General features: G+C 60.7%; 10 protein-coding genes. 4 read left to right on the top strand and 6 right to left on the bottom strand.

Annotated features, from left to right (window positions below; genetic code table 11):
* Window positions 1–82: 82 nt before the first annotated feature.
* The 4 genes from P7F28_RS15695 to fixL all read right to left on the bottom strand — a co-directional run bounded on the left by P7F28_RS15695 (window position 83) and on the right by fixL (window position 6,055).
* Window positions 83–988, bottom strand: coding sequence for a DUF2950 domain-containing protein (locus tag P7F28_RS15695; protein WP_306805917.1), 906 nt, complete (start codon window positions 986–988; stop codon window positions 83–85).
* Between the two features lie 58 nt (window positions 989–1,046).
* The gene (locus tag P7F28_RS15690; RefSeq protein ID WP_370467330.1) at window positions 1,047–2,492 is read right to left on the bottom strand and encodes a DUF3300 domain-containing protein; all 1,446 of its coding nucleotides are present in this window, start codon (window positions 2,490–2,492) and stop codon (window positions 1,047–1,049) included.
* Between the two features lie 378 nt (window positions 2,493–2,870).
* Window positions 2,871–3,509, bottom strand: coding sequence for an oxygen response regulator transcription factor FixJ (gene fixJ / locus P7F28_RS15685; RefSeq protein WP_277185439.1), 639 nt, complete (start codon window positions 3,507–3,509; stop codon window positions 2,871–2,873).
* A complete protein-coding gene (gene fixL / locus P7F28_RS15680) occupies window positions 3,506–6,055 on the bottom strand; it encodes an oxygen sensor histidine kinase FixL (protein ID WP_277185438.1) in 2,550 nt (849 codons plus the stop codon). The genes fixJ and fixL overlap by 4 nt, the downstream gene beginning before the upstream one ends.
* Before the next feature lie 287 nt (window positions 6,056–6,342).
* On the opposite strand from fixL, the gene aceE reads away from it, so the two are divergent.
* From aceE to lpdA, 3 genes are all read left to right on the top strand, one after another.
* Window positions 6,343–9,036 carry a pyruvate dehydrogenase (acetyl-transferring), homodimeric type gene (gene aceE, locus P7F28_RS15675; protein WP_277185437.1) on the top strand — a complete coding sequence of 898 codons (2,694 nt, stop codon included), beginning with the start codon at window positions 6,343–6,345 and terminating at the stop codon, window positions 9,034–9,036.
* Window positions 9,037–9,116: 80 nt separating this feature from the next.
* Window positions 9,117–10,754, top strand: a complete 1,638-nt coding sequence (gene aceF, locus P7F28_RS15670; RefSeq protein ID WP_277185436.1) for a dihydrolipoyllysine-residue acetyltransferase — start codon at window positions 9,117–9,119, stop codon at window positions 10,752–10,754.
* A 92-nt stretch (window positions 10,755–10,846) separates the two neighbouring features.
* Entirely contained in the window at window positions 10,847–12,889 is a 2,043-nt protein-coding gene (lpdA, locus tag P7F28_RS15665) for a dihydrolipoyl dehydrogenase (protein WP_277185435.1), read from the top strand.
* Window positions 12,890–13,055: 166 nt separating this feature from the next.
* Here lpdA and P7F28_RS15660 read toward each other — a convergent pair whose 3' ends face one another.
* Both P7F28_RS15660 and P7F28_RS15655 read right to left on the bottom strand, forming a co-directional pair.
* Window positions 13,056–13,631 carry a phasin family protein gene (locus P7F28_RS15660; RefSeq protein ID WP_277185434.1) on the bottom strand — a complete coding sequence of 192 codons (576 nt, stop codon included), beginning with the start codon at window positions 13,629–13,631 and terminating at the stop codon, window positions 13,056–13,058.
* Between the two features lie 743 nt (window positions 13,632–14,374).
* Window positions 14,375–14,671 (bottom strand): hypothetical protein, encoded by a 297-nt coding sequence (locus P7F28_RS15655; protein WP_277185433.1) that lies wholly within the window; start codon window positions 14,669–14,671, stop codon window positions 14,375–14,377.
* On the opposite strand from P7F28_RS15655, the gene pbpG reads away from it, so the two are divergent.
* Window positions 14,658–15,614 carry a D-alanyl-D-alanine endopeptidase gene (pbpG, locus tag P7F28_RS15650; protein ID WP_277185432.1) on the top strand — a complete coding sequence of 319 codons (957 nt, stop codon included), beginning with the start codon at window positions 14,658–14,660 and terminating at the stop codon, window positions 15,612–15,614. The two genes, P7F28_RS15655 and pbpG, sit on opposite strands and share 14 nt — an antisense overlap.
* Window positions 15,615–15,736: the final 122 nt, after the last annotated feature.

Below are 15,736 nucleotides of genomic sequence, written 5' to 3'. Positions count from 1 at the left end.
CGTCTTGGATTGGCGTTTTTACGCCATCGGAAAGGGCCGAATTATACCGCCGCTAGCCATCCCACGTTCCTGGCGCGCTTCGTCAGGGCGTGACCGCGTGCCACGACGCGTCCGGATCGAACGATTTGATCGATGCCGCCACCGCCGCCGATTTCGGCCCGAGGTTCTTCTCGTAAAGCTGCCCGTCCTGATCGATCATGAAGGACATCACGCCGGTTTCGCCGTACTTGGCCGGCCACGCGATCAGGCCGAAACCGTTCGCCAGTTCCTTGCCCTGCATGTAGTTTTTCGCGCCGCCCTTCGCGTGCGATCCCTGCGCCGTGAGGATGCGATAGTGATAGCCGTAGTAGCCGCCAGACGCGGTCGCCTTGTTCGGCATCACCGCCGCGAGCGGACCGAGCGGGCTTTCCGCTTCGCCGGGCGCGGTGTCCCAGTACAGGCCGTCGTGCGTGCCCGGCGTGCTGACGAAGCGCTGGCCGTAGTGGTTCATCAGCTTGTGATAGTCGTTCTGGGCATCCACGTAGGCGAGCGCGACCTGCATCACCGAACGCTCGTTGCGGCCGATGCGCCGTGTCAGCACTTCATCGCGCGCGGCGGGCATATCGAAGCGCCAGCCGTTTCCGACCTTGACGATCGGAATCGGCAGCGTCCAGCCGCTGGTGCCGGTCTCGATGTGCGCGGCCTGATGGCCGTTGATCGGTTTATCGTCGGTGACGATCTTGTGGCCTTGCGCCCACGAACTCAGATACGCATAAATATCCTGTTCGCCGATGCTGTCAGTCGGCACGTAACGCGCGTGGTCCTTGCCGAGCACCTTGGACAGCGCGGTTTCATCGTTAGTGGAAATGGCGTCGGTGAACGCCTGCGCGGCGGCTTCGGCGCTCGGATAAACGGCTTGCGCGTGCGCAAACGACGCCATCAGCGATAGCGCGAGCGCGGCCAATGTCGTGCGCATGAAAGTGTTCTTGTCGGTTTGCATATGGGTCATGTCTGGCTCCTGAATCGGGCGTGCGCCGGATGAACGGCGCTAAACGGTGGACGGTCGATCAACGGCGATGGAATCCGCCGCCTCCACCTCCGCCAAAACCTCCGCCGCCACCGCCGCGTTGGAACCCGCCGCCTCCGCCTCCGCCACCGAATCCACCCGCACGCTGTTCACCGCCGCCACCCGCGCCCATGCGATTCGGCTGCTGATCCTGAAACGACTGCCGGCTCTGCTGACCGCGTTGCGTGTCTTGTCGCGCGGTGTTGCCATCGCCTGCGCCGCGCAGCGCGTTATCACGATTCACGTTCTGCGCGCGCTGGTTCAGATTGCCGTTATCACGATTTGCGTTCTGCGCGCGTTGATTCAAATTGCCGTTCTCGCGATTCGCATTCTGAGCACGCTGATTCAGATTGCCGTTGTTCATGCCATTCGCGCCGCCGCCCGAGCGGATGTTCTGCGCGCGCTGGCTGGCGGTCTGATTCATGTTCTGCCCGGTGCGCTGTTGCAGCGTCTGCGCGGCCTGCGCGCGGGCATCGTCACGACCTCGATACTGTTCGCGATTCGCGCCCAGATTCTGGTTGTTGAAGTTGTTCTGCCGGTTTTGGAAGTTCGCGTTGTTCCGGTTGAACTGCGGGTCGTTCCGGTTCCAGTTGACGTTGCCGTTGCTGGTCTGAAGCCGGTTATTGACGTTGATGTTGTTGTACCGGTTCACGTTCACATTCACATTGCCGTGGTTCCAGTCGCAATTGCCCCACAGCGAATTCGCCACCGCGACGCCCGCGCCGAACGCAAGGCCGGTAGCAAAACCGGTTGCAATCGCATAACCGGGCGGCGGCGGCACATAAACCGGCGGATACGCCGGATACGGCCACGCGCCATACACGACCGTCGGGTTGTACTGCGGCACGTAGACCACTTGCGGATTCGCCGGCTCGATCTGAATGACCGTCGTGCTGGTCGTCGTGCTGCCTGCAGGCGCGGGCGCGACCGTCACCTTCTGCTGCTGCGACGTCTTCAGATTGCCCGCGTTTTGCGCCGCGCGACGCAGCCGCTGCACGGAATCCATCACATCGCTCGGTTGCGCGATAAACGCGTTGCCGAGCTGCGTCATCCAGTCGGGTTTGGAGGCCATCGTGGCGAGCGCTTGCGGGAACGCCACCAGCGATTGCACGCTCGGGTCCCACGGCTCGGACTGCACGGCCTTCACGGCGTCGTCGCCCTTGACGTTCTGGTTCTGCTGCGACCATTGCGCGGCCGCTTCCACTTCCTGCGGATACGTCGATGCCATCAGCACTTGCGCAAGCAACGCATCCGGATACAGCGCGACGGGCGCGGTCAGCGAATCGAGTTGCTGGCTCGATAGCTTCTGCGCGGGCGGCGCGCTCGGCCGCGTCTGCGCGACGACGGCAGGCGCATGAAGCAGCGCGAACGGCACGGCGACGAGCGCAGCGCAGACAGCCAGCGCACGCGTGCGAGTAGACAGAACGGAGTGTTGAGTTATTTTCAAGGTAAGGTCCTCCTGAGCACGACACTCGACTCACGCGTGCGGCAACGGCCGCCCGACGTGCGCGCGACAGTCCGGTGAAGGACGTTACGCATAGAGCCGAAAGCGAACTGGAAAAACGGTGCTACAGAACAAACAGCGATATACCGGAGCAGCGATCAGCGCAATGCACGTTTGACGCGAAGCGCGATCGTTCACATCCGGGTCCGGAAATGAGGGCCCGGATAAATTACGATTTGGTCATGCGGAGTGCAACGCGAAACACGAAATATCACGTTTCGACGTCGGAAGAGGCGCGGGAAAAGCAGGGACAACAGACGCATGCGGCCGGCGAAAAACCGGCCGCATGGAAAGCGGAAGATCGAACGGACTACAAAAGCATTACTGCTGCTGCGGCTTGTTCGACAGCGCGAGACGCAGAAGATCGGCGACGGTATTCACGGACAACTTTTCCATGATGTTCGCGCGATGCGCTTCCACCGTCTTGATGCTGATGCCGAGGTCATCGGCGATCTGCTTGTTCAGCCGGCCCGCGATGATGCGCTCCAGCACCTGATGCTCGCGCGCCGTCAACTTGCCAAGGCGTTCAGCCGCCGCACGCTGTTGCTGCACGCTGGTGCTTTCGCTGCGCGCCTTTTCCAGCATGCGCTCGACCAGCTTGCGCAGTTCGGCTTCGTCGAACGGCTTTTCGATGAAATCCATCGCGCCTTTTTTCATCGTGGAGACGGCCATCGGTACGTCGCCGTGACCGGTCACGAAGATGATCGGCAACAGCGAGTTCTCGGCGATGAGCTTTTCCTGCAGTTCGAGGCCCGTCATGCCGGCCATCCGCACATCGAGAATCAGGCAGGCGATATTGCCCGAATGCGCGATCGGCAGATACACGTCTAGGAATGACTCGGCGCTCGAGAAACATTGCACGCGGTAGCCGTTTGCCTCCAGCAGCCAGCGCAAGGAATCACGCACGGCTTCGTCATCGTCGACGACGAAGACGGTTTCCTGAGTGGTGACTGTGCTCATAGTTCTCCCGTAACTGTTTGTTGTCTCGTGTGTTCGTCGCGGGCTTTCGCGCCGCTATTCGTGTCGTCGTCGGACGAGCCGTCCACCTGGCCGATCGGCAGGCTGCAGTGGAACGTCGCGCCGGTCACATGACCGTCCGACTCGACGTTGTTCACCACCCAGAGCCGTCCGCGATGTGATTCGATGATGGAACGGCAGATATTCAGCCCCATGCCCATTCCATCGGATTTCGTGCTGTAGAACGGTTCGAAAAGCCGCTCAGCGGTCGCTTCGTCCACGCCCGGTCCCTGATCCACCACGCTGATGCAAACGAAGCCGCCGTCCATGCGCTGCACGATGACGCGGATGACCGGGTCGATGGCATTCGGTTTCGCATCATGCATTGCTTCCGCAGCATTTTTCAACAGGTTGACCAACACTTGTTCGATCAAAACCGGATCGACGTAGATCACCGGCATGCGCGAGCGGATTTCCGTGACAATGCGAATCTTGCGTTTGCGCGCTTCGATCTCGGCCAGACCCACCGCGTCCGCGACGATATCGGCTACGCGCGTGGCTTGCCGCTTCGGCTCCGAGCGCTTCACGAACTCGCGAATACGCTTGATGATCATGCCCGCGCGAACGGCCTGCTGGGCGGTTTTTTCGAGCACGGGCAAGAGCGTTTCCTGCGTCATGCGGCCCGAACGCACCAAAGCGACGCATCCCGAGCAATAGTTGTTGATGGCCGCGAGCGGTTGATTCAACTCGTGCGCCAGCGACGACGCCATTTCGCCCATCGTCATGAGACGGCTGGTGAACTGGAGCTTCTCTTCCTGCTGATGCGCCAGTTCCTGCGCCTGCTTGCGCTGCGTGATATCTGTTGCGATCTGCATCTGCGCGAGATGGCCGTCCACCCACTGGATGTACTGGCGGCGCACTTCGAACCACTTCTGGATGCCTTCGACATAGACTTCCTGCGCGTCCGCCGAGCTTTCGGTGAGCGCGGTGGCGGGGAGGCCGGCGAAGGTATCGACCATATCGATGGTGTCGGACGACGAATTCTGCGCGCCGCTGCCGTCGAAGCCCGCGCCCGCGAGCTGCAAATGGCCGTCCGGGCGAATGCCGAACAAGTGGCGGTAATAGCGGTTGGCAAACAGCAATTCGGCTTCGTCGGCGGCGAGCACGGACACGGCGGCATCGAGGCTTTCGAGCACGGTGGTGAATCGCTCGTGCGCGGCGGCGAGTTCTTCGCGCGCGCGACGCGGCTCGGTGATGTCGGTCATCGACGACATCCAGCCGGTTTGACGGCCCGAACTGTCGATCAGCGGCGACACATACAAACGCGCATGGAAGAACGATCCGTCCTTGCGACGCACGCGCAATTCGAAGCCGGACGAGGGCGCTTTACCGCGCAAGGTCATATCGAGCTGACGCTGCATCTCGGGATACGCGTCACGCGGCCAATACGGAAACGGCGCGTTTTTGCCGACCAGATCGCTTTCGTCCCAGCCCGTCATGCGGCAGAACGCCGGATTCACGTGCGTGATGCGCCCGTGCATATCCAGCACGCGCATGCCGATCAGCACGGAGTTTTCCATCGCGCGACGGAAGAAGGCTTCGGCGTACAGCGCCTGTTGCGCTTCGAAGCGCTGGCGCGTGTGCTTCCACAGGCTCCACAGACTCCACAACACGAAGCACGACAAACCTGCGACCAGCCACACCAGCGTGTTGTTGGTGAAGTTCGTCAGTTGCGGATACGAATACACGCGCACCGACAAACCCTGTCCCGGCGGATCGAGCGGCAAGTCGTAGAACATATCGCGCGGCAGGCGCGGCCGGCTCGACGTGGTCGCGAGTTCGCGGTTGTTCAGATCGGTGATGGAGATTTTGTACTTCGCCGACAGTTCGCTCGGAATGTCGTGCTTGAGGATGCCTTCGATCGAGAACACCGCGGCGATCGAGCCGAGAAATTCGCGGTCGCGGAAAACCGGCGTTTGCAGCGTGATATAGCCGTTGCCGAGGTCGTCGTAGAGCAGCGGGGAATAGACCTGGCGGCGCGTGTTGCGCGCTTCGTCGAAGGCGGCTTGCACCGCTTCGTCCATCTGCGTGTCGTTGGGTTTGGCCAGACGCGAACCGAGCACGGGCAGCGGCGTATTCGGCCAGCGCGGCTTGTGCTCGCTCGTGTACCAGTTCATGTAGAGGATCTCGGGATGCCCCTGCATGATGTCCGTCGATGAAGTCTGGAACGTCTGCGGATCGCCGTGACCGCTTGCAATGTCACGCGCGAGTGCTTGAATCTGTTCCTGCGCGCCCGTCATGGAAAGACGAATCTGCTGCTGCGCCCACGCGACATTGCGATAAAGCGTGTCTTCCTGCTGCTGCTGCTCGCGCCGGTTCAGGCTCCAGAGAATCAGACTCATCACGACCAGAAAGACGAGGATCGAAATGAGCGGCGTGAGCAAATAAGAATTCGACCACCACGGTCCGTGGTGCCAGCGGGAAGGCGACGCATCGGTCGGCTTTCGCGCGACCCGCGCCGAGCGTTTGATCAGCCGGTCAGTCAACATGGAAGCGATTGTAACGCAGCGCCTGATTGTTAATTGGCGTAAAAAGACGGTAAAGAAGACGCAAATGCAGGAAAAAGGAGGGAAACATCTGATCTAAGAAGCCTTATCGGACGGTGCATTGCAGCAATTTTCCGCATTATGAGATAGACTCTCATGATTCGAAAAATTCCTTGCTACAAGGTCTGGACCCTCTTTAGAATGCCGGCACGCGGCCAGTTGTCTCGCTGTTCTTGCGGGCGTGCGCCGGCGGTTCTCATCGAGTGTGTTCCTCATATCAGGAGACGAGCATGTCCGCTGTACCCGACGAAGTTCTCAAATATGTCGCCAACGCCAAGGACGACGATCCCCAGGAAACCGCCGAATGGCTCGACGCGCTCGACGGCGTTATTTCTGCGGTCGGTCCTGATCGCGCGCACTACCTGATCGAGAAACAGATCGAATTCGCTCGCGTGCATGGCGAGCATCTGCCGTTCTCGGCGAACACGCCGTACATCAACACGATCCCCGTCGCCGCTCAGGCGAAGATTCCGGGCGATCAGGACATCGAACACCGCATTCGCTCGTACACGCGCTGGAACGCCATCGCGATGGTGCTGCGCGCGGGCAAGGACACCAACGTCGGCGGGCACATCGCTTCGTTCGCATCGGCCGCGACGCTGTATGACGTCGGTTTCAATCACTTCTGGCACGCGCCGTCGAAAGAACATGGCGGGGATCTCGTGTTCGTGCAGGGCCACTCGTCGCCGGGCGTCTACTCGCGCGCGTTCCTGCTCGGCCGTCTGACCGAAAAGCAACTGAACAACTTCCGTCAGGAAGTGGGCGGCGAGGGCATCTCGTCGTATCCGCATCCGTGGCTGATGCCGGACTTCTGGCAGTTCCCGACCGTGTCGATGGGTCTCGGCCCGATCATGGCCATCTATCAGGCGCGTTTCATGAAGTACATGGAAGCGCGCGGTATCGCCAAGACGGAAGGCCGCAAGGTGTGGGCGTTCCTGGGCGACGGCGAGACGGACGAGCCGGAATCGCTCGGCGCGATCGGCATGGCCGGCCGCGAGCGTCTGGACAACCTCGTGTTCGTGATCAACTGCAACTTGCAGCGTCTGGACGGTCCGGTGCGCGGCAACGGCAAGATCATCCAGGAACTCGAAAGCGAATTCCGTGGCGCGGGCTGGAATGTCATCAAGGTCATCTGGGGCAGCCGCTGGGATGCGCTGTTCGCACGCGACAAGACCGGCGCGCTGATGCGCCGCATGATGGAAGTGGTCGACGGCGAATATCAGACGTACAAGTCGGAGTCGGGCGCGTTCGTGCGCGAGCACTTCTTCAACACGCCGGAACTCAAGGCGCTGGTGTCCGACTGGTCCGATGAAGACATCTGGAACCTGAACCGCGGCGGCCACGACCCGCACAAGATCTACGCAGCCTTCAGCGCCGCGACGCGCACGAAGGGTTCGCCGACCGTCATCCTCGCCAAGACCATCAAGGGCTATGGCATGGGCGAGCATGGTCAGGCGATGAACATCACCCACCAGCAGAAGAAGCTGCCGATCGACACGCTGAAGAAATTCCGCGACCAGTTCCGTCTGCCGCTGTCCGACGAACAGATCGCCGACGTGCCGTATCTGACCTTCGAAGAAGGTTCGAAGGAACTCGAGTACATGCGCCAGAAGCGTATGGACCTGGGTGGCTATCTGCCGTCGCGTCGTGAAAAGGCCGAACCGCTGCCGGTGCCGGCGCTCGCCGCATTCGAACCGCTGCTCAAGGGCACGGGCGAAGGCCGCGAAATCTCCACGACGATGGCCTTCGTGCGGATTCTCAATATCCTGCTGAAGGACAAGGCGCTGGGCAAGCGCGTGGTACCGATCGTCCCGGACGAGTCGCGTACCTTCGGTATGGAAGGCCTGTTCCGCCAGATCGGTATCTGGAATCAGGACGGCCAGAAGTACATTCCGGAAGATTCGGACCAGCTCATGTTCTATCGTGAGTCGGAAACCGGTCAGATTCTGCAGGAAGGCATCAACGAAGCGGGTGGTATGTGTGACTGGATCGCAGCCGCGACGTCGTATTCGACGCACGGCGAGATCATGATCCCGTTCTACATCTTCTATTCGATGTTCGGCTTCCAGCGCATCGGCGATCTGGCATGGGCGGCGGGCGATATGCGTTCGCGCGGCTTCCTGCTGGGCGGCACCGCGGGCCGCACCACGCTGAACGGCGAAGGCCTGCAGCACGAAGACGGCCACTCGCTGCTGTGGGCGGCGTCGGTGCCGAACTGCATCAGCTACGACCCGACCTTCGGCTACGAACTCGCCGTGATCATGCAGGACGGTCTGCGTCGCATGGTGCAGGAGCAGGAGGACGTGTACTACTACATCACCGTGATGAACGAGAACTACGAGCATCCGGCGATTCCGCAAGGCGATGCCGTCGCTGCCGACATCATCAAGGGCATGTACGCGTTCAAGAAGTCCGACGCACCGGCGAAGGCGCACGTCCAGCTGATGGGCGCGGGCACGATCTTCAACGAAGTGATCGCCGCCGCCGACCTGCTGAAGAACGACTGGGGTGTTTCCGCCGATCTCTGGAGCGTGCCGAGCTTCACCGAACTGGCGCGCGAAGGTCAGGCGATCGAGCGTCACAACCTGCTGCATCCTACCGAAGAGAAGCGCGTGCCGCACGTGACGAAGCTGCTCACGGGCGCGAAGGGTCCGGTGATCGCATCGACGGACTACATCCGTGCGTTGACGGATCAGATCCGCGCGTTCGTGCCGCAGAAGTTCGTCGTGCTCGGCACCGATGGCTACGGCCGTTCGGATACGCGTGAAGCACTGCGCCACTTCTTCGAAGTCGACCGCTACTGGGTCACGCTGGCCGCGCTCAATGCGCTGGCCGACGAAGGCACGATCGAGCGCAAGGTCGTCGCTGAGGCGATCAAGAAGTACAACCTCGACCCGTCCAAACCCAACCCGATGACCGTCTAAAGGCATCGCCCCCGTGCGTTGTGACGCGGGCCTCTTTCCGAAGCGGGAAGAGGCCCGCGTGCAGCCAGGAGACACTAATAATGAGTCAAGCGATCGAAATCAAAGTCCCGGACATCGGCGATTTCAAGGACATCCCCGTCATTGAAGTGCTGGTGAAGCCGGGCGATACCGTGGAAAAAGAGCAATCGCTCGTGACGCTGGAATCCGACAAGGCGACGATGGACGTGCCGAGTTCGGAAGCGGGCGTCGTCAAGGAAGTGAAGGTCAAGGTGGGCGACAACGTGTCAGAAGGCACGCTGATCGTGATTCTGGAAGGCGGTGGTGCGGCAACTGCTGCGCCTGCGCCTGCCGCTGCGCCGGCACCGGCTGCGGCTCCTGCCCCGGCTCCGGCTGCGTCGAGCGGTGGCTCGGTGGAAGTGAAGGTGCCGGATATCGGTGACTTCAAGGACATTCCGGTTATCGAAATCGCGGTGAAGGTCGGCGACAAGGTCGAGAAAGAGCAATCGCTCGTCACGCTCGAATCCGACAAAGCGACGATGGATGTGCCGTCGCCCGCAGCAGGCGTGGTCAAGGAACTGAAGGTCAAGGTCGGTGACAACGTCTCCGAAGGCACGCTGATTCTGGTGCTCGAAGGTGGCGCTGGCGGTGCGGCTCCTGCGCCCGCTCCGGCACCGGCTCCTGCCGCGCAGAAGGAAGTCCCGTCGGATGCGCCCGCGAAACCCGCGCCCGCGCCGCAAGGCGGCGCGTCCGCGCTTGCTCAGGCTCCGGCCATTCCCGCAGGCGACGGCTCGCGCACGTCGAGCCACGCATCGCCGTCGGTGCGCAAGTTCGCGCGTGAACTGGGCGTGGATGTATCGCGTGTGAGGGGCACGGGTCCGAAGAACCGTATCACGCAGGAAGACGTCACCGCGTTCGTCAAGGGCGTGATGACCGGTCAGGCCGCAGCGCCTGCCGCAGCCGCGTCGGCTGGTGGTGGCGGTGGCGAACTCGGTCTGCTGCCGTGGCCGAAGATCGACTTCACCAAGTTCGGTCCGGTCGATGCCAAACCGCTGTCGCGCATCAAGAAGATCTCGGGTGCGAATCTGCATCGCAACTGGGTGATGATCCCGCACGTCACGAACAACGACGAAGCCGATATCACCGAGCTGGAAGAGCTGCGCGTCAAGCTGAACAAGGAACACGAAAAGGCGGGCGTCAAGTTCACCATGCTCGCGTTCGTCATCAAGGCCGTGGTCTCGGCGCTCAAGAAGTTCCCGGACTTCAATGCAAGCCTGGACGGCGACACGCTCGTGTTCAAGCAGTACTACAACATCGGTTTCGCAGCCGATACGCCGAACGGCCTCGTTGTTCCGGTGATCCGCGACGCAGACAAGAAGGGCCTCGTCGATATCGCCAAGGAAATGGCGGACCTGTCGAAGCTCGCGCGCGACGGCAAGCTGAAGCCCGATCAGATGCAGGGCGGCTGCTTCTCGATTTCGTCGCTGGGCGGGATCGGCGGGACGCATTTCACGCCGATCATCAACGCTCCCGAAGTCGCGATTCTCGGTCTGTCGCGCGGCTATCAGAAGCCGGTGTGGGACGGTAAGCAGTTCGTGCCGCGTCTGACGCTGCCGATGTCGCTGTCGTACGACCATCGCGTGATCGACGGTGCGGCGGCTGCGCGCTTCAACGCTTATCTGTCGGCGATTCTGGGCGATTTCCGTCGCGTCATTCTCTGATCGCTTGATCTTCTGATCTGGCCGACGGCGGAACCTCGGGCTTACGCGTACGTGAGTCCGGGGTTTCATCCGCACATCTCTTAGGGGACAACATGAGTCTCGTCGAACTAAAAGTACCCGACATCGGCGACTTCTCCGATGTCGATGTCATCGAAGTCAATATCAAGCCCGGCGATTCCATCGAGAAGGAACAGGGCGTCATCACGCTCGAAACCGATAAAGCCACGATGGAAGTGCCGGCCGACGTCGCGGGCACGATCAAGGAAGTGAAGGTCAAACAGGGCGACAAGGTTTCGCAGGGTTCGGTCATTGCGATGATCGAGACTTCGGCGGCTGCACCGTCGCCGGCTCCCGCGCCTGCTGCTGCGCCCGCGCCGACTGCTGCTCCTGCGGCAAGCGGTGGCGGTTCGCAGGACGTGAAGGTGCCGGATATCGGTGACTTCAAGGACATTCCGGTTATCGAAGTGCACGTGAAGCCGGGCGACAAGGTCGAGAAAGAGCAATCGCTCGTCACGCTCGAATCCGACAAGGCGACGATGGATGTGCCGTCGCCCGCAGCGGGCGTGGTCAAGGAGCTGAAGGTCAAGGTCGGCGACAACGTGTCCGAAGGCACGCTGATTCTGACGCTCGAAGGCGGCGCTGCGCCTGCCGCTGCGCCTGCTCCGCAAAAAGCCGCTCCCGCGCCGACGCCCGCGCCACAAGCCGGCAGCTATTCGGGCTCGGCGGATGTCGAATGCGACATGCTCGTGCTCGGCGCTGGCCCCGGCGGTTACTCGGCCGCGTTCCGTTCCGCCGATCTCGGCATGAGAACCGTGCTCGTCGAACGTTATTCGACGCTGGGCGGCGTGTGTCTGAATGTCGGCTGTATTCCGTCGAAGGCGCTGCTGCATACGGCGCTGGTGATCGACGAAGCGGCGGCGCTTGCATCGCACGGCATCAGTTTCGGTGAGCCGAAGGTCGATCTCGACAAGCTGCGCGGCTTCAAGGAAGGCGTCGTCAAGAAGCTGACGGGCGGTCTGGCTGGCATGGCGAAGGCGCGCAAGGTGCAAGTGGTCACGGGCGTCGGCGCGTTCGTCGATCCGAACCATATGGAAGTGACGGGTCCGGAAGGCAAGAAGGTTGTCAAGTTCAAGCAGGCGATCATCGCGGCCGGTTCGCAATCCGTGAAGCTGCCGTTCTTCCCCGACGATCCCCGCGTGGTCGATTCCACCGGCGCGCTCGAACTGCGTCAGTTGCCCAAGCGCATGCTCGTGGTCGGCGGCGGCATTATCGGTCTGGAAATGGCGACGGTGTATTCAACGCTCGGCGCGGATATCGACGTGGTCGAAATGCTCGATGGTCTGATGCAGGGCGCGGACCGCGATCTCGTGAAGGTCTGGGAGAAGTTCAATTCCAAGCGCTTCACGAACGTGATGCTCAAGACCAAGACGACCAAGGCCGAAGTCAAGGAAGACGGCATCTACGTGACGTTCGAAGGTGAGAAAGCGCCGGCTGAACCGCAACGTTATGACCTCGTGTTGCTGGCGGTCGGCCGCAGTCCGAACGGCGGCAAGATCGGCGCGGACAAGGCGGGCGTATCGGTGACGGATCGCGGCTTTATCAACGTCGATAAGCAGATGCGCACGAATGTGCCGCACATTTTCGCCATCGGCGATCTGGTCGGCCAGCCGATGCTCGCGCACAAGGCCGTACACGAAGGCCACGTCGCAGCGGAAGCCGCGCACGGCGAGAAAGCGTATTTCGATGCCATGCAGATTCCGTCCGTCGCGTATACGGATCCGGAAGTGGCGTGGGCGGGCAAGACGGAAGAGCAGTGCAAGGCCGAAGGCATCAAGTTCGGCAAGGCAGTCTTCCCGTGGGCCGCATCGGGCCGCGCGATCGCCAATGGCCGCGACGAAGGTTTCACCAAGCTTATTTTCGATGAAGAAACGCATCGCGTGATCGGCGGCGGTATCGTCGGTTTGAACGCGGGCGATCTGATCAGCGAAGTGTGTCTCGCGATCGAGATGGGCGCGGATGCAACCGACATCGGCAAGACCATTCACCCGCACCCGACGCTGGGTGAATCGGTTGGGATGGCGGCCGAGTTGTACGAAGGCGTGTGTACGGATTTGCCGCCGCAAAAGAAGAAGTAAGCGGTCGATTTTCAGTACGCGAAAAAGCGCGCTCCGTCACTGGGGCGCGCTTTTTTATTTCGCGGCGTGCAGACAAACAGTACAGACGACAAAAAACCCGGCGCGATGGCCGGGTTCTTCGTGATACGTGCTTCAAGCCACCGGGCCTAAACCCGGCGCAACAAACTTAGGCAACCGACTTCTTGGCGACGCGCGAAGCTTGTTCCGTCGCTTGCGTAGCAGCCTTCGTGGCGGCCGTAGCGGCAGCGTTGAAGTTGCTTTCAGCGATTTCGACAGCTTGCTTCGTTGCCTTGTGAACCGTTTCGTACGTCGTGTTGGCGGCGGTGATGGCCGACTTCATGACTGCGACAGCCGTTTCCGAACCAGCCGGTGCGTTCTTCGCGACGTTGTCAACGAGCGTTTGCACCTTGCGGTTTTGCTCTTCGTACTGAGCTTCAGCAACGCGGGCGAATTCAGCTTGCGTAGCCGATGCGATTTCATACAGGTGACGGCCATACGACAGCACCTTTTCTGCAACCGGCTGCGACAGGCTGGCTTGCAGTGCGAGCAGTTCCTGAGCGTCCTTGACCGACAGAGCACGCTGCGTGTTCTCTTGGCTTTCGGCCAGCGTCGACTTCACGACTTGCAGATTCAGTTCAACCAGCTTTTCGATACCTTCGAACGCTTTGTTCGTCAGACCGAACAGCGTGTCGAAGTTGGATTTCTGTGCAGCGGCGATTTGCTCGGGGGTCAACAAGGTCATCTCAGGCTCCTGATTACCGACCCATCAAACGCGGGTCATGGTTTGGATAGATACGGGCGCTTGGCGCTCCGAACGCTGCGACCGGCACAAAAAAGTATTGGTGCGTCGCAACATGAAGGCCATTTTAGAGAAATTCCTATGGATGTCAAGCGTTTTTTGTGCGCCGCACAAAAGCGCGAAAACGCTGTTTAAACAATAACTTAACACGAGCGTTCGGTTGCATATGACGAGTCCGTGAAAACCCTATGCACCAGTTTGGTCATCGACTGTTTGAGGCCGCCGGGTAACCGGAGAGCCTTATGAAATCATGCTTCAGTGACTATTTTATGTTGGTGCGTCAAGCCTGCCGACTTAACTGGTGCAGCGCGAGAATCAGGATAATTCTGTAGCCCGTCTTATTTTTAGGATGACGCCGTACACCAAATTGTTGAAGAAACGTTAACATTTCGGCTGTCGATCACGACGAAGCTGCCGCAGCGCGACACTCCCGCCGTTTTCATTAACGCCTCCACGACGATGCTGCGCGTGGTACGGACCCGAATTTCATCTTTCAGCCTCAAGTCGCAGAAAGTTTTGCCGATAGTGCGCTCATTACCGCGATGCGAGAGCGTGTTGCCGGCAGTATTGTTCAGCGCGAATGATCGTATTTTCCGATCATTGTGTGCAAATGTGTCAGCAGTAGGCAAACGGCGCTTACAACTCGGTTTAACGAGCGTCGATAAGTGCTTAATATTGCTTAAATTTCACAGCTTCACTACACTTGGCGGTACTCTCCAGCCGCCCAATAGAACACTAATGAAAACCGAAATGTTTTCGTCGTTGAAGGTGGTGCATGGCGTGGCAGTGCGCTCCGCATTGTCGCTCGCCGTCTCCATCGCAGTAGCGACGTCCTTCGCAGCGGCTCCGGCTGAAGCCCTTGCAAAGACCGCAACTACAACCAAAACCGCCAAAAAAACCGCTAAATCGTCCGCGCAGGCAGAAAAGCCGGCGCGCGTCGCGAAAACATCGCTGAAAGCGCCAAAGCCGGTGAAAGCCGTCAAGGTCGCCGCCGCTGAAGACGACGATGCACCGCGCGCCTCGAAGCATCGCGCGCGGTATCGGATGGACAGTCATTCGCGTCGTGGTGCCGTGCACGCGGTTGCGTACCAGCCGCGTGCGACGTCGGTCGGTCAGGCGTTCGGCCTGCACGAGACGCCCGACAGCCTCGCGCTGCGTTCGAGCGTCGCGTACGTGGTCGATCAGAACACGTCGGAAACGCTGTTCGACAAGAATTCGCGCGCCGTGGTGCCGATCGCCTCCATCACCAAGCTGATGACGGCGATGGTCACGCTCGACTCGCATCTGCCGCTCACCGATGAAATGACGGTGACCGACGAAGATCGCGATTATGAGAAGTTCACCGGCTCGCGTTTGGCAGTGGGTTCGGTGCTGAATCGCGAAGATATGCTGCATATCGCGCTGATGGCGTCGGAAAATCGCGCGGCGGCGGCGTTGTCGCGTTATTACCCCGGTGGCCGTCCGGCGTTTATCGCCGCGATGAATGCGAAGGCGAAGTCGCTCGGCATGACCGACACGCACTTCGAGAACTCCACGGGTCTCACGAGCCTGAACGTGTCCAGCGCGCGCGATCTCGTGAAGATGGTGAACGCGGCGTATCAGTATCCGATCATCCGCAGGTTCTCGACGGACCGGAGCTATGAAGTCAATACCGGCAAGCGCAATATTGCCTACAACAGCACGAATGCGCTGGTGCGCAATCAGTCGTGGGATATCGGCTTGCAAAAGACGGGTTTCATCAACGAGGCGGGTGAGTGTCTCGTGATGCAGGCGACCGTGAATGGCCGTCCGGTCGTCATGGTGCTGCTGGATTCGTACGGCAAGTACTCGCGTTTCGCCGATGCAGGCCGTCTGCGTTCGTTCCTCGATACGCTCGGCGAGCCGCATATCATGAGCGCGGATATGGGCAGCAGCGCCAATCCCTGATTGCGGTTGCTTAGAAGCGAAAAAGCCGGATTCGTTGAAGGACGAATCCGGCTTTTTCTTTGCGCTTGGGTTTCAACGATGCGCCGTGTGGTGCTGCTGCGCTTCCGCTGCGGCCTGCTCGG

Origin of the sequence: Caballeronia sp. BR00000012568055, assembly GCF_029439455.1 — a bacterium.
Classification (GTDB): Bacteria; Pseudomonadota; Gammaproteobacteria; order Burkholderiales; family Burkholderiaceae; genus Caballeronia.
This window is presented reverse-complemented; position numbering and strand designations above follow the sequence as displayed.